We start from the raw sequence: 21585 nt of genomic DNA on the forward strand, positions 1-21585 counted from the left end.
TATTATTCTTATCATTCAGTGAATAATGGGATTATTGTCCCGATAGCTCAATGTCAGCTAGCTAACAACGCTATAACGTCAAGGGCGCGGGGTATTTAGCCGACTTGTACCGACAACATACTCAGCGACCCCATCTCAATCCCATCTGTCGGAATCGAAATTGGCTCTTTACCATTCCAGCTGCCCAATACATACAGCAATGGCAAATAATGCTCCGGAGTTGGGTTAGAGAGTGCCGCCCCCTCATGCTGCATAAAGTTAACCAGAGGATGATTATCACCTTGATAACTTAGGTTATCCCGCACAAATTGGTTGAAGGATTCAGCCCATGGATACGGGCTACTCTCCCCTTGCCATCTGACCATCCGCAAGTTGTGTACCACATTACCACTGGCGACAATCATCACGCCCTGATCACGTAACACTGCCAGTTTACGGCCTAATTCATAGTGATACTCTGCCGGTTGCGTACCATCAATACTCAATTGCACCACCGGAATATCCGCCTCAGGGTACATTTTGATCAATACCCCCCAGCTCCCGTGGTCCAATCCCCATTCACTGGTATCCGCCTGTACTGCAATGGGTGCCAGCAATTGCTGAATGTGTGCCGCCAACGCCGGGGAGCCGGGTGCCGGATATTCGGTATCAAACAGCGCCTGGGGGAATCCACCAAAATCATGGATAGTCCGAGGTTTTTCCATTGCGGTTACCGCGGTACCACGGGTATACCAGTGGGCGGAAATGGCCAGAATCGCCGTAGGACGAGGTAATGTCTCACCCAACGCACGCCATGCCTGTGTGTGACTATTTTCTTCCAGCACGTTCATCGGGCTACCGTGACCGAGAAATAGTGCCGGCATACGAGAGGTGTTCATAGATAATCCTTACTGTTAAGAAAAACGTGGCGCTAAAATCATAACGAATACATTACGCGCTTTTTTTTCATTACACAGCCGGATAACAGTGATGAAGATATTCAATAAATTTGAAGAGAAAAAGTGGTGAGGAAAAAGATGTAAATTATCTGACGACAGAAAATAACCGGGCGGCTATCTATTCAATACAATAATGGCAACCCGGTGTGTAAACCACATTATCGATAGGCAATATCTGTGGATATTGCCATCAAAATCAACTGGCTTTTTTGGCTTGGGACTGAAGATACTCAGCCAAGTCATCAATAGTAACAACCGGCATATCATGTAATTTCGCGAATTCAATGACTTCCGGTGCATGCGCCATGCTGCCATCATCATTGGTCAGCTCACACAACACACCCGCAGGTTTGAAGCCGGCCAGTGTTGCCAAATCAATGGATGCTTCAGTGTGACCACGGCGAGATAATACCCCACCTGGCTGACCACGTAATGGGAATACATGGCCTGGGCGGTTAAGGTCGGCAGGCTTGGCATTATCAGCGATCGCTGCACGAATAGTCGTCAAACGGTCAGCCGCAGAAACCCCTGTCGTCACGCCTTTCGCCGCTTCGATGGTCACAGTAAATGCCGTTTGGAACTGGCTGGAGTTATGGGCAACCATCATGGGTAAATCAAGCTGTTGGCGGCGCTCATCAGTGATACACAGACACACAATGCCACTGCCGTGGCGGATAGTCAGTGCCATTTGCTCAACCGTCATCGCTTCAGCGGCAAAAACCATATCGCCTTCGTTTTCACGACTTTCGTCATCCAACACCATAACACCACGGCCATGACGCAGAGCGTCAATAGCACGTTCTACACGCTCAACCGGCGTGCCAAAATCTGATAGAAGGGTCTGATTCATGGTAAAAAACCTCATTAAAATTATGGATTACCAGAATCAGGGCGGTCTTGAGGAGTAAATGGCCATATTTCTACATCAATCATATCTATATCAATAGAAATAGCCGAAATAACGCAAGCGAGCTATAAGCTCGGCAGATACCGTTACTCTCTCCCATCCGGACTATAACCGTCGGCCCCGGAATTACACCGGATCTGCTGACCTCTACCTTGCTCCCTTTGACAAGAGAAACAACGTGAGCGCTCGCGGGCTTTTGCACCACGACATAATATGCCGCAACACAATTTACCGCCGGTGGGGACTTGCACCCCGCCCTGAGAATAAGCCCTATGACTATAACGCTATTGATTCGTCGGAGCAATTACCAAAATGGTGATTGCAGAGGTTTATACATTCGCCATCTGGCATTACACTAGTGGGAGTAACTTCACATCTAATTAGGGAAATATCATGATTGACCCGAAAAAAATTGAACAAATCGCTCGCCAAGTGCATGAGTCTATGCCGAAAGGTATTCGCGAATTCGGGGACGACGTCGAAAAGAAGATTCGGCTGGTGCTGCAATCGCAGTTAACTCGTCTGGATTTGGTTAATCGTGAAGAGTTCGACGTGCAAACTCAGGTATTGCTGCGCACCCGAGAAAAGCTGGCGTTATTGGAGCAACGCCTGGGGGAACTGGAAGCCAAATTCAGCAGTGCTCCCGTTGCTGCGGATACACCTAAAGCTGTCGATGACAAAGCGGGAGAATAATACCCCGTGATGATGAGGGCGCCCTGTAGCGCCCTGTGTTTAGGGCTGTATCACGGCTACCCGCGTTCGGGACATTAATATCCACAGCAGCGCAAACATCAGCAAAGCATATAAGCTTTTCCAACCAATCATCACCAGCAATACACAACACAGCATACTGCCAATTACCGACATCGCCCGCGAGCGGCCGCTTAACAAGCGGATCCCTGCCAGCATACACAGCAAATAAATCAGCACGAAAATGCCATTGGCATAAACAATCAGTAAATCTAATGGCAAAGCCAGCCAATAAATCAGCAGCGCGAACAGCAGGCAACTGCCAACCACCGCAGTGAGTGCATTGACCGGAGTGTGTCCGGCAGACAGTTTTGCCAACTGACTTTGAGGGCGTAGCTGCGCTTGTGACCACACCATGCGGGCAAAGCTCTGGGTATAAATATTGACGCTGGCAAAACACGCTAAATAGCCAATAATGCAGGCAATCCACAGCGCATGCTGACCAAACAATTGCACCACAATACCCGGTAATGAAGCCGCCGCCGCTTGTTGTTCGCCATAAGCATGGAAATGCAGCACCGCCACGGTACATCCCCAGTAAACCGCCCCGGCGACCAACAACCCGACCATCAAAGCTCGTGGGAAATCACGTTCAGGGTGACGGAATTCTGTTGCCAGATGCGCGAAAGCCTCCAGCCCGACAAAGCACCAAAACATCACAGCCAGCGCGCTAAACATATTTGGTGGAGAAATATCTTGCAGCGCGGGCCAAGGTATTTGCGATGGGTGAATAGCCCCCTGCCACCAAATGGCCACCACCAATGCAATGACTAACACGGCAATCAGTGTTTGCACATTAGCACTCGAGCCAGCACTGCGGGTTCCCAACAGCCAGATAACCAGCAGTGTCACCACTTGCACCATTAACAGCCCGGTATCACTCCAACCAAAAGTGGCTTGCCAGAAACCGGCGGCAATTTGCAAGGCAGCAGGTAAACCGACCGGAATGACGGACAAAAATAGCCAGCCAGTTACTTTGCCCAGTTTGGGGCCAAATGCCATGGTGACAAAGTGGGCCGCGCCACCGGCACTGGGAAAATGGCGACCTAAAGCAGCAAAGGCGATAGCTATCGGGAAAACCAACACAATCAATAGCGGCCAGGCCCACAAACTGTCATCGCCCGCCAGCATTGCGGCCAGGGCTGGCACCGCGAAGACACCGGTTCCCAGCAGTGATGTGGACAACAGCCCGACTCCTTGTGCCAGGCTCAACTCCTGTTTTAACCCCGCCACCATCACCGCCTTTCTCTTTCTATACCCAATCTATAATATCCAAAGTCATTGGAGCGGCAGGCGGCAAGCAAACATACCCGATGCGCTTACTCAAGTCAGTGACTCGGGTAAGCTCGCGCAGCTCATGCCGGTGCAGCTTCAAGGCCGAAGGATATTTAGCCGCGGCCATTCTTAATGGACTGAATAATATTGGTGGTGGAAACACCATCTTCAAAATTCAGCACTTTAACCTCCCCACCGGCCGCCCACACCTCGGCACTGCCGGCAATTTCATCCGGTTTATAATCGCCACCTTTCACCAGTAAATCCGGCAAGATATCGGCAATTAAGCGCTGTGGCGTGTCTTCCTCAAATGGCACGACCCAATCCACCGCTTCCAGCGCAGCTAACACAATCATGCGCTGATCCAGTGGGTTAACTGGGCGTTTTTCGCCTTTCAAGCGCTTGGTCGAGGCATCACTGTTCACGGCGACAATCAGGCGGTCGCCCAGCTTGCGGGCATTGGCTAGGTAGGAAACATGGCCAGCATGCAGAATGTCGAAAATGCCGTTGGTCATGACGACTTTTTCGCCGCGTTGGCGGGCTTGAGCAACCGCTTTTTTCAGTTGCTGCTCATCCATCACGCCAAAACCGGTTTCAGCTCGGCCGCGAATGGCATTTTCCAGCTCAATGGGCGAAACAGTCGAAGTCCCCAATTTACCCACCACCACCCCCGCCGCCGCATTCGCTAAGAAGCATGATTCTTCCAAGGTGTTTCCAGCGGCCAATGCAGCAGCCAGCACCCCAATCACCGTGTCACCCGCGCCGGTCACATCAAACACTTCTTGTGCTTGAGTCGGTAAATGTAATGGCGGTTTGCCCGGCTGGAGCAGGGTCATACCTTGCTCAGAGCGGGTTACCAACAAAGCGGAAAGCTCAAAATCGGCCACCAACTTCATCCCACGGCTCACCAACTCTGCTTCATTTTTACAGTGGCCGACCACCGCTTCAAACTCAGAGAGATTAGGAGTCAGTAAGGTTGCACCACGATAGCGTTCAAAATCACTGCCTTTTGGATCAATCAGCACCGGCACTTTTGCTTTTCGCGCCAGCTGGATCATCATCTGCACACTGTTCAGCGCGCCTTTGGCATAATCGGACAGTACCAGAGCGCCAATCTGTGGCAGCGCTTGTTGGATGCGCTCGAAGATAGGTTGGGGGTCAACACCGGCAAAACCTTCTTCGAAATCAAGGCGGATGAGCTGCTGGTTACGGGATAGCACCCGCAATTTGGTAATGGTCGGGTGAGTCGGCACCGAGACAAAATCACAGCGCACCTGCACTTCATTCAGTTTGCTGGTCAGGGCGCGGGCAGCATCATCAATACCGGTCAATCCGACTAACCGGGAGATAGCGCCAAGGGAGGCAATGTTCATCGCGACGTTCGCGGCACCACCGGGGCGTTCTTCGATGGTATCGACTTTAACAACCGGCACCGGTGCTTCTGGTGAAATTCGGCTCGTTGGGCCATACCAATAACGGTCTAACATGACATCGCCGACGACTAATACTCCAGCGCGGCGAAAATCAGGCAGCGTGACTTTCATACGTTAGCCCCCCAAAGTGAGCTGTTATTAACCCCGAAAACACACATCCCTTCGCTCCAATTTTGTGTTTGTTATATGGTGCCGGATAATATCACAGACACCTTGCATACCATTAATAACTGGAATCTAGGCGCTGGCAGGCGCTACCACCAACCATTTACGCCAACTGGCATCCACCTGCTCTCTTTCTTTTAGAAAGCTATCCGCCGCCACTTTGCTGGATTGCTCCTGCAATGCCAAGTGATGGATTTCATCACGCATGGTGACGTAGGCGCGGGTTAATGCCGCGGCTTCCTCCTCGGGCATGATGCCGTAATTAGCCATTAGCTCAAAAATTCGCACATTATCAGACCAGCGGGTCAGGCGTGGCTCAGTGGCGGCGTAGCGCAGCACCAGATATTGGGCAATAAACTCAATATCAGTGATCCCCCCCTCATCGGCTTTGATATCAAACACATCGCGCTGCTTACTGCCCAGATGATTGCGCATTTTCTCACGCATTTCGCGGACTTCCTGCTGCAATTGCGGGTCTTCACGATGGCGACAAAGAATGTGCTGGCGAATGGTGTCAAACTCTCGATGTAACTCAGGGTCACCATAGACAATGCGCGCGCGCACCAATGCTTGATGCTCCCACGTCCATGCTTCATTTTGCTGGTAATCAGCAAAAGCCTCGACGGTGCTCACCAACATGCCCGCCTCTCCAGACGGCCTTAGCCGTGCATCCACCTCATAGAGAATGCCTGATGAGGTACGGGTGCTGAATAAATGCATTACGCGCTGGGCCAAACGCAAATAGAACTGGCGGCCGTCAATGCTACGCTCACCGTCCGTCATCACCTCTAACGGGCAATCAAGCAGGAAAACCAGATCCAGATCAGAGCTGTAGCCCAGCTCCCAGCCGCCCAACTTGCCATAACCAATGACAGCAAAACCCCGGCCTTCGCGCTGTTGCAAATGACTTGGCTGACCATAGCGGGCAACCATTTGGTTCCACGCTTGTTGGATAACCGCGTCAATGATGGCTTCTGCCAGATAAGTTAAGTGGTCACTCACTTTCATTACCGGCAGCGCCTCAGTGATATCACCGGCAGCAATACGCAATTGTTGCGCCTGCTTAAACTGCCGCAGTGCCTCCAGCTGTTGCTCTTCATCATCTTCCGGAACCCGCAGTAAATATTGACGAAGTTCATCGCGGTAAGCACTGGGTTCCAGTGGCTGATAGAGTGATTGCGGGTCGAGCAATTCATCCAATAATAGGGGATAGCGCGCTAGCTGGCTGGCGACCATCGGCGAAGCTGAACATAAGCGAATAACATGTTTCAATGCCGCATGATATTCGACCAACAACTCCAGATATGTGGTTCGAGTCACGATACTGAGCAGCAATTGAATCAAACGGCTGAGAGCAATATTAGCATCGGGTCGTGGGCAAACTTCCGCAAACAGGCGCGGCATCAGTTGATCCAGCACCTCACGACCACGCGGCCCAATGGTGCGTTTATCCACGTCATGGCGAAAATGTTTGATAGTCATCAGCAACTGGCTGCGCGCGGCTTCGTCTAAATGCGGTGTCAGTGGCGCTAAATCATTCTCCTCCAGTGCATCCTGCCACAAGCTTTTATACAAACCATGGCGGGGATCTTCGCCAATATCTGGGGTATCGTCGCCGATTAGGTCATCAAAGACCAAGCGGACGGCTTGCATGTGATGTTCTAGCGCGGCATGCATCGTAGCCCAATCCACATAGCCCATGCCACAAGCTAGTCGGGCCTGATTCAATGCATCGCTGGGTAAAGTCTGAGTTTGTTCATCGCCAATAGCTTGCAACAGATTCTCTAAACGGCGCAGAAACAGGTAACTGCCACTGAGTGCGGCCACTTGTGCTTCGGGCAGTAAACCCAGTTGCGCCACGGCCTGTAAGGTGGGCAGCAAAGCGCGCTCTTGCAGACGCGGTTCACGCCCGCCTCGAATGAGCTGAAAAACTTGGGTGATAAACTCAATTTCACGAATGCCACCCGCCCCCAGCTTGATATTGTCTCTCAGGCCGCGCCGCCGGACTTCACGGGCAATCATCCCCTTCATATTGCGCAGTGACTGAATCACACTGAAATCGATATAGCGGCGGAACACAAAAGGCCGCAGAGTTTGACGCAGCTCCTGACTGTAATGGTCTTCCGCCCCGCCCATCAGCCGCGCTTTCACCATGGCATAGCGCTCCCAATCGCGACCTTGCTCTTGGTAATAATCTTCCAGTGCGGCAAAACTCAGCACCAGCGGCCCGCTATCGCCGAATGGGCGCAAGCGCATATCCACCCGATAGACAAAGCCGTCGATGGTTTGCTGGTCTAATGCCTTAATCAGCCGCTGGCCCAAGCGGGTGAAAAACTGGGCATTGTCCAACTGACGCCGCCCTCCTTGGGTCTGGCCGTTTTCGGGATAAGCAAAAATCAAATCAATATCTGATGAGAAATTCAGCTCGCCACCACCTAGCTTTCCCATGCCCAAAATCAGCAGAGGCTGCGGGACACCCTCACTATTGCAAGGGGTGCCAAAATCACGACAACAAGCCTGATACAGCCAATCGCGAGCGGCGATAATCAAGCTTTCAGCCAACCAACTTAACTGCTGCAAGGTATCCGTCGTGGCGCTGGTTTCCAGTGCTTGTGACCAAGCGATGCGCACCATAATCCGCCGACGAAATAGCCGCAAAGCGGTTAACAACGCGGCTTCATCTTGTACCTCGGCCAGAGCTTGATGCAGCCATTGTGGATAAAATTGCCACTCCTGCGGCTGTGGTGGCTGCTGATGCAGCTCATCCAACCAATCAGGGTGAATCAGTAGCATGTCACTGACAAAATCACTCAACGCCAAGACGGCAATATCTTCTTCACCTAAATCCGGTCGGGCCGGCAACTCATAAAAGCGCTGCTGTATATTTTGCGCCTGAATCTGTAATTCCGCAGAGAGTGGCAACATATCAAGTCCTTAACGGCCAGGCTGAGGGCTATATATTCGATTAACGCACGGTTTGAATTAGCGCACAGCCCCATTCAACCAAAAAGCGGGCTGGGATAATGCGTCCTTACGGGCAGTATCACGCCAGTGCCCTTGGCGCGCCATAATCGCCTGCTGTAAACCAAACCAGCCATCAATGTATGGGTGCCATTCATCTTGTGGATAGAAACCAGAGAGCAGTTGGAAAGCCATGATCTGCCGGTTTAACCGCGGCAATTGTGCCAAATAGCCATCATCATCCAGGTGATGGCCAAAGGCCTCTTTCAAGTCGGCAGCACTGCGGCTCAACATAATGTCGCAGAAGCGTTTGAACGAACCATCGAACTTGGCTCGAGCTTTATCATCCATAAATGGCCGCCAGCCAGCACTCACCAACCAAGATGTAAGCGCTAACTTACATTTCAGGTAATCGGCGCTATAACAGATTAACTCGGCATCGGCATTTTTCGGCTCTAACTGAGGTTCGAGCGCCATTAATGACGCCCGCAGCTCAGTGCTAGCTTTGCGTGGCACCAATCCGCCAAAGATAGCCAATGTTTGGCGAATCATCCCTAATGCTTCAATAATCATAGGCTTCGCCGCTGACTCACCACGCAACCATAACTCTTCGTGATACTGCCAGTGGTCTAATGCCATTTCCAGCCCGGCAACCATCCCTTGCTCGACAGTAGATTTCGGCGCAGGTTGCAAAACCAATAATGGGCGTAATTCACGCGGTGGATTACCTTGCTCCAAATGATAACCGCGCGCCGCTTTACTGAGATTCCCCTGACGCAAGCCGCCGATCTGTGCCAATTCAACTGCCAGTGCCAATAAATCTGTCTGATGGCCTTTTTTGAGTTCTAACTCAATTTCACTCAGGGGTTCTGATAGCTCACCAGCACTGATCGTGCCTTGGTCGAGAGCAAGCTCTATCTCGCTCTCACCGTAAGTAATTACCCACTTCTCACGGGTAAAATCAGTGCGGAACAAGGGTTTTAATTCTGCTTGCAGCGCATCAACCACCCAACCTTCAGGCCAGATATCAGCGGGGAAACGCGCCAAATCTAGTTTGTCGTTATCAATATCAACGTTGTATTCAGGGCGCTGATGTAAACCACCGATAACTTTGCCGCCGGTCTTGACCGTCATTTCATAACGGCCATCATAACCACGAATACGCAAGCCAATATCATGCTGGCGCAGGCGGTTATCTGCTGTTTCGAAATAAATATTGGTCAAGGTTTGCGGCGCTGAATGCTGGTTTTGCCAAGAGGTGATTCGCTCCGGTAAAGCGGCAATGGCCGCAGGTGTAGCAATAAATTTTAATTCTATTTCAACGGTCATAATTTCATTCACACCGGTATGTTGCGAGATTACGGACATTATGCCTTTTTTGCGGTGATTTGCCTGTTTTACACAGATAAGCCCGCACGGCAGCCCTGAGTCAAAGCCTATTTTAACCTGTTTTAGCCAGTCTACCCTAAAGCTTCATAAGACAAATTTTCACCGTCGTTAAAATAAACAGCTAAAGGGCTAAAGCCGCGCGGGCTATGAGAGTAAGATAGTTCTCATTCCGGTTTATGCGTTGCGTCGGCAAACTGAACACACTACTATCGTCACATATATTCACTCATAAATGACTCTCTAATGCAGAAATTACACCTAATTTGCCTTGCCATGCTAAGTCTCATTCTTTCCCTGAGTGCTTACGCGGAAGAAAAACGCTATATCTCTGATGAGCTGGATACTTTTATTCGTAGTGGCCCCGGTAATCAATACCGCATTGTTGGCACGCTAAAAGGTGGCGATGAAGTTGCCCTGATAAGCGTTGATGACAGCACAAATTATGGCCAAATCCGCGACAGCAAGGGCAAAACCACCTGGATCCCGCTGGGTCAACTGAGCGAAACCCCCAGCTTACGTGTTCGGGTTCCTGACCTTGAGCAGCAAGTTAAAACACTGACCGACAAATTGGCTAATATTGATAATAGCTGGAACCAGCGCACCGCAGAAATGCAGCAAAAAGTGGCGGCCAGCGACAGTGTCATTTCCGAATTGCAAAAAGAAAATGAGTCACTGAAAAACCAGTTAGTTGTTGCTCAGAAGAAAGTCAGTGCCGTGAACCTGCAATTGGATGACAAGCAGCGCACCATTATTCTGCAATGGTTTATGTACGGCGGCGGTGTCGCGGGAATTGGCTTGTTATTGGGCCTGATACTGCCACACTTGATCCCAAGCCGTAAAAAGAATAACCGCTGGATGAACTGATATTCGCTGCAACGCCAAGAACGAAGGGTTTTACATGGAAATCTACCTGGTCGGCGGTGCCGTCCGCGACAGCTTATTAAACCTGCCAGTCACTGAACAAGATTGGGTCGTCGTCGGCGCTACCCCAGAACAACTGCTGGTACAAGGCTACCAACAAGTGGGTAAAGATTTCCCGGTATTTCTTCATCCTGTCAGCCATGAAGAGTACGCCCTGGCCCGCACCGAACGTAAATCGGGCCAAGGTTATACCGGATTTACCTGCTATGCCGCCCCTGACGTTACCTTGGCAGAAGATTTACTGCGCCGCGACTTAACCATTAATGCCATTGCCCGCAGCAGTGATGGCGAGCTATTTGATCCCTATAATGGCCGACAAGATTTAGAAAACAAAGTCTTGCGCCATGTTTCTGATGCTTTTGGCGAAGATCCATTGCGTGTTTTGCGTGTGGCGCGTTTCGCTGCTCGATTCGCTCATCTGGGATTTACTATCGCCCCAGAGACCCAAGCATTGATGGCGAAAATGGCTGAAAGTGGTGAACTGGCGGCTTTAACACCAGAGCGCGTGTGGAAAGAAACTGAAAAGGCGCTGAAAACATCAAGCCCACAAATCTATTTTCAAGTGTTGCGTGAGTGTGGAGCACTGGCGGTGCTGTTCCCTGAAATTGAGCGCTTATTCGGTGTTCCTGCGCCAGAAAAATGGCATCCGGAAATTGATACCGGCATTCACACACTGATGACGCTGGCCATTGCCGCTCAACTCAGCCCTGAGGTTGACGTGCGCTTTGCTGCACTTTGTCATGATTTAGGTAAGGGACTGACACCAAAAGAGTTTTGGCCACATCATCATGGGCATGGCCCGGCAGGCGTCAAGTTAGTCGAGCAGTTATGCCAGCGCTTTCGGGTGCCAAACCCAGTGCGAAATTTAGCAAAATTGGTGGCGGAATATCATGATCTCATTCACACAGTGAATAAACTCCGCCCTGAAACTCTGCTCAAACTGTTCGATGCTATTGATGTGTGGCGCAAACCAGAGCGCCTTGAGCAGATGATAATGACCAGTGAAGCAGATGCCCGAGGCCGCACCGGATTTGAGAAAAATCCGTATCCACAGGGTGATTATTTGCGGGCCGCATTCCGTATTGCCAACGGGGTATCGGTGCAGGAAGTGGTTGCCAGTGGGCTACAGGGTTTGGCAATTCGCGACGAACTGAAGCGCCGCCGCCAATTGGCTTTGGCACAATGGAAACTCACTCAAGAAGTGATTCCACAATAAGTGACTGTCATGCTGAAATAAAAAGCCCTGATTATTCAGGGCTTTTTTGTAGCACTCGGTCACTAAACTACGACATAAAGACCCAGTACACCGCGGCGGCGACAATAAAGCGATAAATCGCAAAAGGCACGAAAGAGATACGCTTAATCAGTGACAGGAAGGTTTTGATGGCAATCAGCGCGACAACAAAGGCGGTGATAAAACCGACGGCAAACATCGGCAAATCGCCCCAACTCAGGAAATGTAAGCTTTTATACAAATCCAATCCGCTGGCCCCGAGCATCATCGGCACAGCCAAAATAAAGGAAAATTCAGAGGCCGCGTAGCGGTTAACACCGACCAACATCCCGCCAGAAATCGTCGCACCAGAGCGAGAGAAACCCGGCCACAAAGCCAAACACTGAAAGCAGCCAATGGCAAAAGCTTGGCGATAAGTAATATCGTCCAACCCAATCGACTTAGGATTTTTCGGTTTAAACCACTCCGCTGCCAGCAACAATATACCGCCAGCGACCAATGCATACATCACACTTTGCGGATTGAATAACGATTTGATGACGTCGTGAAAAACCAATCCCAAACCGACCGCCGGAATCATCGCCAATAAAATATGGCCCAATGTCAGATGGCCGCTGGTTTTCCCCTCATGAGGGACTTGACCAAAATGAATACCAATCAGGCCGAATAGACGCCGCCAGAACACCACCACCACGGCTAGAATCGACCCTAACTGGATAATGACTTCAAAGGTTTTTGCTTTATCGCCGGTAAAACCTAACAGCTCACCGACAATAATCATGTGACCCGTCGATGAAACAGGCAAAAATTCGGTCAGCCCTTCAACCACACCCAATACAAAAGCCACAAACAGCGAATACATATCCGTCATCTACGATACCCAATGCCCTGTAATAGAGACCACAAAAAACGGCAATGCTGAAAACAATATCGATAGTGACTAAAACAATATCGACTGTTAACAAAACAATGCCGTTCAGATTCAATATTAATTAATTTATCACGCTATACGATGCAATCAGACCATATTATAGAGCTAGGGTTGCACTTTTATGTCACTATAGCGAAAAATATACCTTCAATAACGCCATGGCTTAACTGGGCCGCTGACCGCGTTCAATCACCACCCCAACATTGCGCGCCTGAGCAACTGCACCTGGTTTGCTGACCTTAATCCGCACCCAAGGCGAATTAAATTGCTGGAGTAATAGCCCGGCTATCTCTTCGGCCACCCGCTCAACCAGGGCAAAACGCTGCGATTCAACATGCTTGATCACGGCATCACTGATATCTGCATAGCTCAGGCAATCATTGACATCATCACTGCCAGCGGCCTTACGATTATCCCAGCCCATTTCGATATCGAACACCAGCTTTTGCTGAATGGTCTGCTCCCAGTCATAAACACCGATGGTGGTTATGACACTGAGTTCCTCAATAAATACGATGTCCATCACGTCATTCTCTGTTTTTATGCCTGCCGGATACCACTTCCAGCCGAATATGCGTATTATCCACTGATGTTGCGATTAAAACGATCATTATTCAACAGGGCGGTGTTATGAGTGCTATCGCGCTTGGCATGATTATTTTCGCGTATTTGTGTGGCTCTATTTCCAGTGCGGTCCTGGTCTGCCGGGTTGCCAAGCTACCCGATCCGCGTGAGCATGGCTCCGGTAATCCCGGGGCCACCAACGTACTACGCATCGGTGGCCGCACGGCGGCGGCCACGGTACTGATTTTCGATGTGTTGAAAGGGATGTTACCGGTTTGGATTGCTTATCTGCTACACGTTTCGCCACTGTATCTTGGCTTGACCGCCATTGCAGCCTGTCTTGGTCATATTTATCCGGTATTTTTCCACTTTAAAGGTGGTAAAGGCGTCGCCACGGCATTTGGTGCCATCGCGCCTATTGGCTGGGATTTGACCGGCCTGATGACCGGCACTTGGCTGTTGACCGTGCTACTGAGTGGCTATTCATCTTTGGGCGCAATTATTAGCGCATTAATCGCCCCCTTCTATGTCTGGTGGTTCAAACCGCAATTTACCTTCCCGGTGGCCATGCTGTCCTGCCTGATTCTGATGCGCCACCACGATAATATTCAACGTTTATGGCGCGGCAAAGAAAGTAAAATCTGGGATAAGCTCAGAAAGAAAAAACAGAAAACCCCGGCCGAAGAAGCCGCCGAGTTAGAAGAGAAAGAGGATTAGTTTAGAATCAGCTAAGCGGGCGCGAGGCAAGGCGCAAAGAAGTGAAAAAACGGAGTGGACTTATAGTCCATGAGCATTGTGAAAGACTGCGGCAACACCGCCGCAGCCCCGCTTACACTTTCTGATCACACTTTCGGTAACTCACTCAACGGCCAGCGCGGGCGAACCGATACTGACAATTCGCTATTCACACCACTTTTCAGCCGAATCAGACCCGCATAGGCGATCATCGCGCCATTATCGGTGCAAAATTCTGGTCGAGCATAAAATACTTCCCCGCCACGTTTTTGCATCATTGCGGCCAGTTTTGAGCGTAAAGTGCGGTTAGCACTCACTCCGCCAGCAATAACCAAGCGCTTAAAGCCGGTTTGATCCAGTGCGCGCTTGGATTTGATAGCCAGAGTGTCGACCACGGCATCTTCAAACGCGCGGGCAATATCGGCACGAGTTTGGTCATCATCACCATTGGCGCGGATGGTATTCGCCGCGAACGTTTTCAGGCCAGAAAAACTGAAATCCAGCCCCGGACGGTCAGTCATTGGCCGCGGGAAAGTAAATCTTTCGGCAGTTCCAAGCTGGGCCATACGCGACAACATTGGCCCACCGGGGTAATCTAACCCTAATAATTTTGCTGTTTTATCAAAGGCTTCCCCGGCCGCATCGTCAACAGACTCACCGAGTAACAAATACTCACCAATCCCCGTCACACTGATTAATTGCGTGTGACCGCCGGAGACAAGTAACGCGACAAACGGAAATTCCGGTACATTTTCTTCCAGCATCGGTGCCAATAAATGCCCTTCCATATGATGGACGGGCACGGCGGGAACGCCCCAAGCAAAGGCTAATGCGCGGCCGACAGTGGCCCCAACCAGCAATGCCCCGACCAACCCAGGGCCTGCGGTATACGCCACGCCATCAATGTCTTTGGCGCTCAAATTGGCTTCTTTCAATGCAGCTTGAATCAATGGCACCGTTTTGCGCACATGATCACGGGAAGCCAGCTCAGGCACGACGCCGCCATAATCAGCATGCAATTTAACTTGGCTGTACAATTGGTTAGCTAACAGACCGGCTTCATCGTCATACACTGCAATTCCGGTTTCATCGCAGGACGTTTCTATACCCAAAACTCGCATTACATTTCCCATCATTCACGTGCGGCCGATAGTTTAGCATAACCCAGTCGCTCGTCATGATTTCTGATCCTAAATTGGGCAGGAAAGTGGCATTTTGGCTAGCCAACGCCATGAATGTTGTTGATAGTTTTCACATTTGAAAAAAATGTTGATAAATTCGCTCAATGGCCCTGTTTAGTATATAATCAGCGGCCGTCGCACTCTCGGCACCAACTTTCTTGTAAAGAACGGGGGCGACATCACAGGAGCGTGCCTGTTTCAATTTGCTGTGGTGCTTTACAAAGCAGCATCCATTGAAGTAAAATTCCGCACCATTTTGAGAAGGCTGGCGATTGGCCAGCAGCAAACCGATTTCTATTGAGGTGAGAGGCACATGCCGGTAATTAAAGTACGTGAAAACGAGCCATTCGACGTCGCTCTTCGTCGTTTCAAACGCTCTTGCGAGAAAGCAGGTGTTTTAGCTGAAGTTCGTCGTCGTGAATTCTATGAAAAACCGACTACCGAACGTAAACGCGCTAAAGCTTCTGCTGTAAAACGTCACGCGAAGAAACTGGCCCGCGAAAACGCACGCCGCACTCGTCTGTATTAATTCTTCGGGGGTAACCCCGCCGCGTAGTTTTTTATGTTCTAAGAACGCGCAGATCGAGTAGTTGCATACGAAGGCCGTGCTTTCCGAAAGGAATGCGCGGCTTGTTCTCGTTTATGGACTGACCGAATAGGGGCTTATGGCTGGACGAATTCCACGCGTATTTATCAATGACTTGCTGGCTCGCACTGACATCGTCGATCTTATTGATGCTCGGGTAAAACTGAAGAAGCAAGGCAAAAATTATCACGCGTGCTGTCCGTTCCATCATGAGAAAACCCCCTCATTTACTGTTAATGGCGAAAAGCAGTTTTATCACTGTTTCGGCTGTGGCGCGCATGGTAATGCGGTTGATTTTTTGATGAATTACGACAGACTTGAATTTGTCGAAAGTATCGAAGAGTTAGCCACCATGCACGGGCTGGAAGTGCCTTATGAGGCAGGAACCGGCACCACACAGATTGAACGCCACCAACGGCAAAGTCTTTATCAGCTGATGGAAAGCCTAAGTGCATTCTATCAACAATCACTCAAAGGCCAGAACGCCAATCAGGCACGCGAATATCTTAAACATCGCGGTTTGAGTGAAGAAATCATTCAACATTTTGCTATCGGTTTTGCCCCTCCAGGTTGGGACAATGCCTTAAAACGTTTTGGTCGCGATGGCGAAAGCCGCACGGCGCTGAACGATGCAGGGATGTTGGTGACTAATGATACAGGGCGAACTTACGATCGTTTTCGTGAGCGCGTCATGTTCCCTATTCGCGATAAACGCGGGCGGGTTATCGCCTTTGGCGGGCGAATTCTGGGTGATGGAGTGCCGAAGTACCTCAACTCCCCAGAAACAGAAATTTTTCATAAGGGCCGCCAGTTATATGGCTTGTATGAAGCGCAAGTGAATCACCCGAATCCAACCCGGCTACTCGTGGTTGAAGGTTATATGGATGTGGTGGCACTGGCGCAATTTGGTATTGATTATGCTGTTGCCTCGCTGGGTACAGCCACCACGGCGGAACATATTCAACTATTATTCCGCGCGACCGATAATGTAATTTGTTGTTATGACGGCGATCGGGCCGGTAGAGATGCAGCTTGGCGTGCTTTAGAAACAGCTCTGCCCTATCTAAATGATGGGCGTCAGCTACGCTTTATGTTTTTGCCCGATGGCGAAGACCCGGACACTCTGGTGCGCAAAGAAGGGAAAGATGCATTCGAACAGCGGATGGAGCAGGCGCAGCCACTCTCAACTTTCTTGTTCGAAACCTTGATGCCACAGGTGGATTTGAGCAGCCCAGACGGGCGCGCCAAATTAAGCACACTGGCACTTCCTTTAATCAGCCAGGTGCCTGGAGAAACCTTACGGCTTTATCTGCGCCAACAGTTAGGCAATAAGCTAGGTTTGCTAGATGACAGCCAGCTTGACAAGCTGATGCCGAAACTGGCTGAAAACACAAATAGCTACCAGCCGCCCCAGCTAAAACGCACAACCATGCGTATACTTATAGGGCTACTGGTGCAAAACCCACAGTTGGCTACACTTATCCCCTCATTGCAGGGTGTCGAACAAGCCAAGTTAGCTGGATTACCGTTATTTATTGAGTTGGTTGAGACCTGTTTAGCCCAACCGGGGCTAACAACCGGTCAGTTATTGGAACTGTATCGTGATAATAAATTCAGCCAACAGCTTGAAACTCTTGCAACATGGAACCACATGATTGTTGAGGACATGGTCGAACAGACTTTTGTCGACACGCTAACCAGCCTGTATGACTCCATATTGGAGCAACGTCAGGAAACACTCATAGCGCGTGATCGTACACATGGATTAAACGCCGAAGAACGTAAAGAGCTTTGGTCTTTGAATCTGGCATTAGCCAGGACAAAATGAAATACCCAACGGCTTAATTGCCGATAAATGTGGGGGCGAATCCCCACAATATGCCGTCATGGCGGGCAGCGGCGACAAAAAAAAGCCCCAAATGCTATTGTTGGCGGTTTCGCCGACCGACACCAACCCAAATACTCTGAAGTGTGGATACCGTCTTATGGAGCAAAACCCGCAGTCACAGCTGAAACTACTTGTCACCCGTGGTAAGGAGCAAGGCTATCTGACCTATGCTGAGGTCAATGACCATCTGCCGGAAGATATCGTCGATTCCGATCAGATCGAAGACATCATCCAGATGATTAATGACATGGGCATACAGGTGCTAGAAGAAGCACCTGATGCCGATGATTTAATGCTGGCCGAGAACACCACTGATACCGACGATGACGCGGCTGAAGCTGCTGCACAGGTGTTGTCCAGTGTTGAATCCGAAATCGGGCGTACCACTGACCCGGTGCGTATGTACATGCGCGAAATGGGTACCGTTGAGTTATTGACGCGTGAGGGTGAGATTGATATCGCCAAACGTATCGAAGACGGTATCAATCAGGTTCAGTGCTCCGTTGCTGAATACCCTGAAGCGATTACTTACCTATTGGAACAATATGATCGCGTTGAAGCAGGTGAAGCTCGTTTATCTGACCTGATCACCGGTTTTGTTGATCCGAACGCCGAAGAAGATATTGCGCCGACGGCCACTCACGTTGGTTCTGAATTATCCAGCGAAGAAATGGATGACGACGACGACGAAGATGAAGACGACGAAGAAGAAGAAGACGATAACAGCATTGACCCAGAGCTGGCACGTCTGAAATTCAGCGAATTGCGTGAGCAGTACGAAAATGCACGCATGGAAATCAAGAAAAACGGTCGCAGTCATGCGAATGCTGCTGCTGAGATTCTGAAACTTTCCGAAGTCTTCAAACAGTTCCGCCTGGTACCGAAGCAATTCGACTATCTGGTCAACAACATGCGCGCCATGATGGACCGTGTTCGTACTCAAGAACGCATCATCATGAAGTTATGTGTTGAACAGTGCAAAATGCCAAAGAAAAACTTCGTGACCCTGTTTGCTAGCAATGAAACCAGTGATACTTGGTTTGCTGCAGCAATTGCCATGGGTAAACCGTGGTCGGAAAAACTGAAAGACGTTTCGGATGATGTTCAACGTAGCTTGCAGAAATTGCGCCAGATCGAAGAAGAAACCGGCCTGACCATCGAGCAAGTGAAAGACATTAACCGTCGTATGTCTATCGGTGAAGCGAAAGCGCGTCGCGCCAAGAAAGAGATGGTGGAGGCTAACCTGCGTCTGGTTATCTCTATTGCGAAAAAATACACCAACCGTGGTTTGCAGTTCCTTGATTTAATTCAGGAAGGCAACATCGGTTTGATGAAAGCCGTAGATAAATTCGAATACCGCCGTGGTTATAAGTTCTCAACCTATGCAACTTGGTGGATTCGTCAGGCTATTACACGCTCTATCGCAGACCAGGCGCGTACCATCCGTATTCCGGTGCATATGATTGAGACCATTAACAAACTCAACCGTATCTCGCGCCAGATGCTGCAAGAGATGGGCCGTGAACCTACACCGGAAGAGTTGGCTGAACGCATGTTAATGCCGGAAGACAAAATTCGTAAAGTGCTGAAAATTGCGAAAGAGCCAATTTCAATGGAAACCCCAATTGGTGATGATGAAGATTCACATCTGGGCGATTTCATTGAAGATACCACTCTGGAGCTGCCGCTGGACTCTGCAACCTCTGAGAGCCTGCGTTCTGCCACTCATGACGTGTTAGCTGGCCTGACAGCGCGTGAAGCGAAAGTTCTGCGCATGCGTTTCGGTATTGACATGAATACTGACCACACCTTGGAAGAAGTGGGCAAACAGTTCGACGTCACCCGTGAACGTATCCGTCAGATCGAAGCGAAGGCATTGCGCAAACTGCGCCACCCAAGCCGTTCAGAAGTGCTGCGCAGCTTCTTGGATGATTAATTATCCATTGCGCTGACAAGCACACAAAAACCCCGGCATGCCGGGGTTTTTCTTTTTAGCCCGAGACTGATATTTTACTGATATCGGTCAGTCTCAACCCACCAAGTCCGTAAAAAACCTTAATTTTGTGCATAAAACGCCCATCTGATTCTTCAGCTCTAGACCGCAGGATAAAAACTACCGTATAATCAGCGCCCAAGTCTGGCCCCTTAGCTCAGTTGGTTAGAGCACGCGACTCATAATCGCTTGGTCACTGGTTCAAGTCCAGTAGGGGCCACCAAATTCAGTGAGGAGTTAGATGAGCAATCGTCTGACTCCTTTTTATTTGGTTTGAATAACCCGTGATACTCGCTTCAGAATAAAAATCAAAAAAAGAGGTGCCGCTCTCGCTGGCACCCCAAATGTCAAAGAAGAATAGAATTTAAGGGTAAACTTTATATTTCTCGCGTAGCTTCAAATAATTATTAATACCGGGTTGCCAGTGAGACTCCAAATAATTGACAGTCTCATCAACAGTTAATTTCTTCTCATTAGCCTCTTCCATTAATTTAACCAAATTACGTGAGCCGGTTAATTTAGCCAACCAAAGAGGACGTATTAAAAAATACTCTTCTTGATAATCCAGATATTTTGCTTCCATCGAGGATGGGATAACCATTGCATACCCTGCCTCTTTAAATTTGAACCACCATTCAACAAAGTAACGTATCGTCGGCTTAACCTCGGCTATATTAGTGGCAGTAAATTCTTCACTACACACGTCTTTACCCGCTTGCGGCCAGCCTGTTTTCTGCTGGTTAATATCCACGTGATAGCAAGTGTTGACATAAAATATCCGAGATGGAAAACCCAATTGTTCAAAAGGATGGTCAGAGCCTCGCCCCATATTGACACTGGTTGCTTCAAATATCCCCAAAGCAGGATAAAGCTGAATAGCCAGGTCACTGCGTAAATTTGGCGAAGGTCTTACTGGCAATGAATAAGGCAAATCATGTGTGTAATTCCCCATAGCAATGACGGTCAAATCTTCCACAGGAAACTGATAAGTTTTAATACCGAAAGCCTGCCAATTAGAATCATCGAAATTCGTCAGCCAGCCTTCATTGATAATCATCTTGGCAAATTCACCCGACGTCAGCCCATGTACCATCGGCACCGGGTGCATACCGATACCGGAAATATTCTCTTCCTCAAGAATAGGCCCATATACATGATTTCCTAGCGGGTTAGGCCGGTCAAATACCATAAATTGTTTATGATATTTTTGCAGACTTTCCAACATATGATGCATAGAAATGGTATAGGTAAAATAACGAACACCGACATCCTGCAAATCATAAATGACGACATCAACATTAGATAACTGTGCCTCGGTTGGATGCGCCCGTACACGCCCATCGTTATCCCGCCCATACAAAGAAATAATCGGGAGGCCACTCTGTTTATCAACGTGATTGTCATCACCCAGCCCAGCATCTGCATTTCCACGTATGCCATGCTCAACAGAGAATAATGCCGTCACTGTGAAGTGATATTTATTCTGCTCAGCTAACAACTTGTCGATGGTATGACGCCCTTCTTTGTTAATTGAGCTTTGGTTTACCATTAAGCCGATACGCTTATTTTTAAGCAGCGGCCCATATACATTTTCCTGATCGACACCTAAAATAATTTCTTGTGTCTCACGGGTATGTCCAGTGCTTAGCACAAGTATCGAGCATAGGCACAGTAATGTTCGCAGGAAATATCTCATTCCTTATCTCTCGCTATAAATGAAATTATATGTTGATA

The 21585-nt window shown here is 49.5% G+C and carries 17 protein-coding genes, 1 tRNA gene and 1 riboswitch; of the genes, 8 read left to right on the forward strand and 10 right to left on the reverse strand.

What is annotated here, in order from left to right; all coding sequences use genetic code 11:
• Positions 1 to 95 precede the first annotated feature (95 nt).
• Positions 96 to 878, reverse strand: coding sequence for a 4,5-DOPA-extradiol-dioxygenase (gene ygiD, locus D5F51_RS19315; RefSeq protein ID WP_129198564.1), 783 nt, complete (start codon positions 876 to 878; stop codon positions 96 to 98).
• Between the two features lie 256 nt (positions 879 to 1134).
• Entirely contained in the window at positions 1135 to 1788 is a 654-nt protein-coding gene (gene ribB / locus D5F51_RS19320) for a 3,4-dihydroxy-2-butanone-4-phosphate synthase (RefSeq protein ID WP_025376995.1), read from the reverse strand.
• 141 nt (positions 1789 to 1929) lie between these two features.
• Positions 1930 to 2114, reverse strand: a riboswitch (FMN riboswitch).
• A 124-nt stretch (positions 2115 to 2238) separates the two neighbouring features.
• Here ribB and ubiK point away from each other — a divergent pair.
• The gene (gene ubiK, locus D5F51_RS19325; protein ID WP_025376996.1) at positions 2239 to 2538 is read left to right on the forward strand and encodes a ubiquinone biosynthesis accessory factor UbiK; all 300 of its coding nucleotides are present in this window, start codon (positions 2239 to 2241) and stop codon (positions 2536 to 2538) included.
• A 39-nt stretch (positions 2539 to 2577) separates the two neighbouring features.
• Here the strand turns inward: ubiK and yjeH are convergent, their stop codons facing one another.
• From yjeH to D5F51_RS19345, 4 genes are all read right to left on the reverse strand, one after another.
• Positions 2578 to 3828, reverse strand: coding sequence for an L-methionine/branched-chain amino acid transporter (yjeH, locus tag D5F51_RS19330; RefSeq protein ID WP_129199514.1), 1251 nt, complete (start codon positions 3826 to 3828; stop codon positions 2578 to 2580).
• A gap of 155 nt (positions 3829 to 3983) precedes the next feature.
• Entirely contained in the window at positions 3984 to 5414 is a 1431-nt protein-coding gene (gene hldE, locus D5F51_RS19335; protein ID WP_025376998.1) for a bifunctional D-glycero-beta-D-manno-heptose-7-phosphate kinase/D-glycero-beta-D-manno-heptose 1-phosphate adenylyltransferase HldE, read from the reverse strand.
• A 126-nt stretch (positions 5415 to 5540) separates the two neighbouring features.
• Positions 5541 to 8393: a bifunctional [glutamate--ammonia ligase]-adenylyl-L-tyrosine phosphorylase/[glutamate--ammonia-ligase] adenylyltransferase gene (gene glnE, locus D5F51_RS19340; RefSeq protein ID WP_129198566.1), complete on the reverse strand. Its 2853-nt coding sequence runs from the start codon at positions 8391 to 8393 to the stop codon at positions 5541 to 5543.
• A gap of 57 nt (positions 8394 to 8450) precedes the next feature.
• A complete protein-coding gene (locus D5F51_RS19345; RefSeq protein ID WP_129199516.1) occupies positions 8451 to 9758 on the reverse strand; it encodes a CYTH domain-containing protein in 1308 nt (435 codons plus the stop codon).
• 303 nt (positions 9759 to 10061) lie between these two features.
• On the opposite strand from D5F51_RS19345, the gene D5F51_RS19350 reads away from it, so the two are divergent.
• Positions 10062 to 10682 carry a TIGR04211 family SH3 domain-containing protein gene (locus D5F51_RS19350; protein WP_025377001.1) on the forward strand — a complete coding sequence of 207 codons (621 nt, stop codon included), beginning with the start codon at positions 10062 to 10064 and terminating at the stop codon, positions 10680 to 10682.
• Positions 10683 to 10716: 34 nt separating this feature from the next.
• Positions 10717 to 11955 carry a multifunctional CCA addition/repair protein gene (locus D5F51_RS19355; RefSeq protein WP_129198568.1) on the forward strand — a complete coding sequence of 413 codons (1239 nt, stop codon included), beginning with the start codon at positions 10717 to 10719 and terminating at the stop codon, positions 11953 to 11955.
• A gap of 67 nt (positions 11956 to 12022) precedes the next feature.
• Here D5F51_RS19355 and bacA read toward each other — a convergent pair whose 3' ends face one another.
• On the reverse strand, positions 12023 to 12844 hold the full coding sequence (gene bacA / locus D5F51_RS19360) for an undecaprenyl-diphosphate phosphatase (RefSeq protein WP_025377003.1): 822 nt from the start codon (positions 12842 to 12844) through the stop codon (positions 12023 to 12025).
• A 223-nt stretch (positions 12845 to 13067) separates the two neighbouring features.
• Positions 13068 to 13427: a bifunctional dihydroneopterin aldolase/7,8-dihydroneopterin epimerase gene (gene folB / locus D5F51_RS19365; protein WP_025377004.1), complete on the reverse strand. Its 360-nt coding sequence runs from the start codon at positions 13425 to 13427 to the stop codon at positions 13068 to 13070.
• Positions 13428 to 13534: 107 nt separating this feature from the next.
• Between folB and plsY the strand changes: the two genes are divergently transcribed.
• Positions 13535 to 14185, forward strand: coding sequence for a glycerol-3-phosphate 1-O-acyltransferase PlsY (gene plsY, locus D5F51_RS19370; protein WP_025377005.1), 651 nt, complete (start codon positions 13535 to 13537; stop codon positions 14183 to 14185).
• Positions 14186 to 14310: 125 nt separating this feature from the next.
• On the opposite strand, the gene tsaD is transcribed toward plsY, so the two are convergent.
• Positions 14311 to 15324 carry a tRNA (adenosine(37)-N6)-threonylcarbamoyltransferase complex transferase subunit TsaD gene (gene tsaD / locus D5F51_RS19375; RefSeq protein WP_129198570.1) on the reverse strand — a complete coding sequence of 338 codons (1014 nt, stop codon included), beginning with the start codon at positions 15322 to 15324 and terminating at the stop codon, positions 14311 to 14313.
• Between the two features lie 373 nt (positions 15325 to 15697).
• Here tsaD and rpsU point away from each other — a divergent pair, with 373 nt between their 5' ends.
• From rpsU to D5F51_RS19395, 4 genes are all read left to right on the forward strand, one after another.
• Positions 15698 to 15913, forward strand: coding sequence for a 30S ribosomal protein S21 (rpsU, locus tag D5F51_RS19380; RefSeq protein WP_001144069.1), 216 nt, complete (start codon positions 15698 to 15700; stop codon positions 15911 to 15913).
• A 136-nt stretch (positions 15914 to 16049) separates the two neighbouring features.
• Complete coding sequence (gene dnaG / locus D5F51_RS19385; RefSeq protein ID WP_129198572.1) at positions 16050 to 17798, forward strand: DNA primase; 1749 nt, start codon at positions 16050 to 16052, stop codon at positions 17796 to 17798.
• A gap of 157 nt (positions 17799 to 17955) precedes the next feature.
• Entirely contained in the window at positions 17956 to 19794 is a 1839-nt protein-coding gene (rpoD, locus tag D5F51_RS19390) for an RNA polymerase sigma factor RpoD (RefSeq protein WP_025377009.1), read from the forward strand.
• Positions 19795 to 19997: 203 nt separating this feature from the next.
• Positions 19998 to 20074 (forward strand) — tRNA-Ile (locus D5F51_RS19395).
• 141 nt (positions 20075 to 20215) lie between these two features.
• On the opposite strand, the gene D5F51_RS19400 is transcribed toward D5F51_RS19395, so the two are convergent.
• A complete protein-coding gene (locus tag D5F51_RS19400) occupies positions 20216 to 21547 on the reverse strand; it encodes an exo-beta-N-acetylmuramidase NamZ family protein (RefSeq protein ID WP_129198575.1) in 1332 nt (443 codons plus the stop codon).
• Positions 21548 to 21585 lie beyond the last annotated feature (38 nt).

It is taken from the genome of Yersinia hibernica (genome assembly GCF_004124235.1).
Lineage (GTDB): Bacteria > Pseudomonadota > Gammaproteobacteria > Enterobacterales > Enterobacteriaceae > Yersinia > Yersinia hibernica.

Excerpts from the sequence above, each read along its gene's own strand:
- rpoD (WP_025377009.1), top strand. The coding sequence starts at position 17,956 with ATGGAGCAAAACCCGCAGTCACAGCTGAAACTACTTGTCACCCGTGGT.
- ribB (WP_025376995.1), bottom strand. The coding sequence starts at position 1,788 with ATGAATCAGACCCTTCTATCAGATTTTGGCACGCCGGTTGAGCGTGTA.
- tsaD (WP_129198570.1), bottom strand. The coding sequence starts at position 15,324 with ATGCGAGTTTTGGGTATAGAAACGTCCTGCGATGAAACCGGAATTGCA.
- glnE (WP_129198566.1), bottom strand. The coding sequence starts at position 8,393 with ATGTTGCCACTCTCTGCGGAATTACAGATTCAGGCGCAAAATATACAG.
- ubiK (WP_025376996.1), top strand. The coding sequence starts at position 2,239 with ATGATTGACCCGAAAAAAATTGAACAAATCGCTCGCCAAGTGCATGAG.
- ygiD (WP_129198564.1), bottom strand. The coding sequence starts at position 878 with ATGAACACCTCTCGTATGCCGGCACTATTTCTCGGTCACGGTAGCCCG.
- folB (WP_025377004.1), bottom strand. The coding sequence starts at position 13,427 with ATGGACATCGTATTTATTGAGGAACTCAGTGTCATAACCACCATCGGT.
- dnaG (WP_129198572.1), top strand. The coding sequence starts at position 16,050 with ATGGCTGGACGAATTCCACGCGTATTTATCAATGACTTGCTGGCTCGC.
- D5F51_RS19345 (WP_129199516.1), bottom strand. The coding sequence starts at position 9,758 with ATGACCGTTGAAATAGAATTAAAATTTATTGCTACACCTGCGGCCATT.
- bacA (WP_025377003.1), bottom strand. The coding sequence starts at position 12,844 with ATGACGGATATGTATTCGCTGTTTGTGGCTTTTGTATTGGGTGTGGTT.
- rpsU (WP_001144069.1), top strand. The coding sequence starts at position 15,698 with ATGCCGGTAATTAAAGTACGTGAAAACGAGCCATTCGACGTCGCTCTT.
- plsY (WP_025377005.1), top strand. The coding sequence starts at position 13,535 with ATGAGTGCTATCGCGCTTGGCATGATTATTTTCGCGTATTTGTGTGGC.
- D5F51_RS19400 (WP_129198575.1), bottom strand. The coding sequence starts at position 21,547 with ATGAGATATTTCCTGCGAACATTACTGTGCCTATGCTCGATACTTGTG.
- D5F51_RS19355 (WP_129198568.1), top strand. The coding sequence starts at position 10,717 with ATGGAAATCTACCTGGTCGGCGGTGCCGTCCGCGACAGCTTATTAAAC.
- D5F51_RS19350 (WP_025377001.1), top strand. The coding sequence starts at position 10,062 with ATGCAGAAATTACACCTAATTTGCCTTGCCATGCTAAGTCTCATTCTT.
- hldE (WP_025376998.1), bottom strand. The coding sequence starts at position 5,414 with ATGAAAGTCACGCTGCCTGATTTTCGCCGCGCTGGAGTATTAGTCGTC.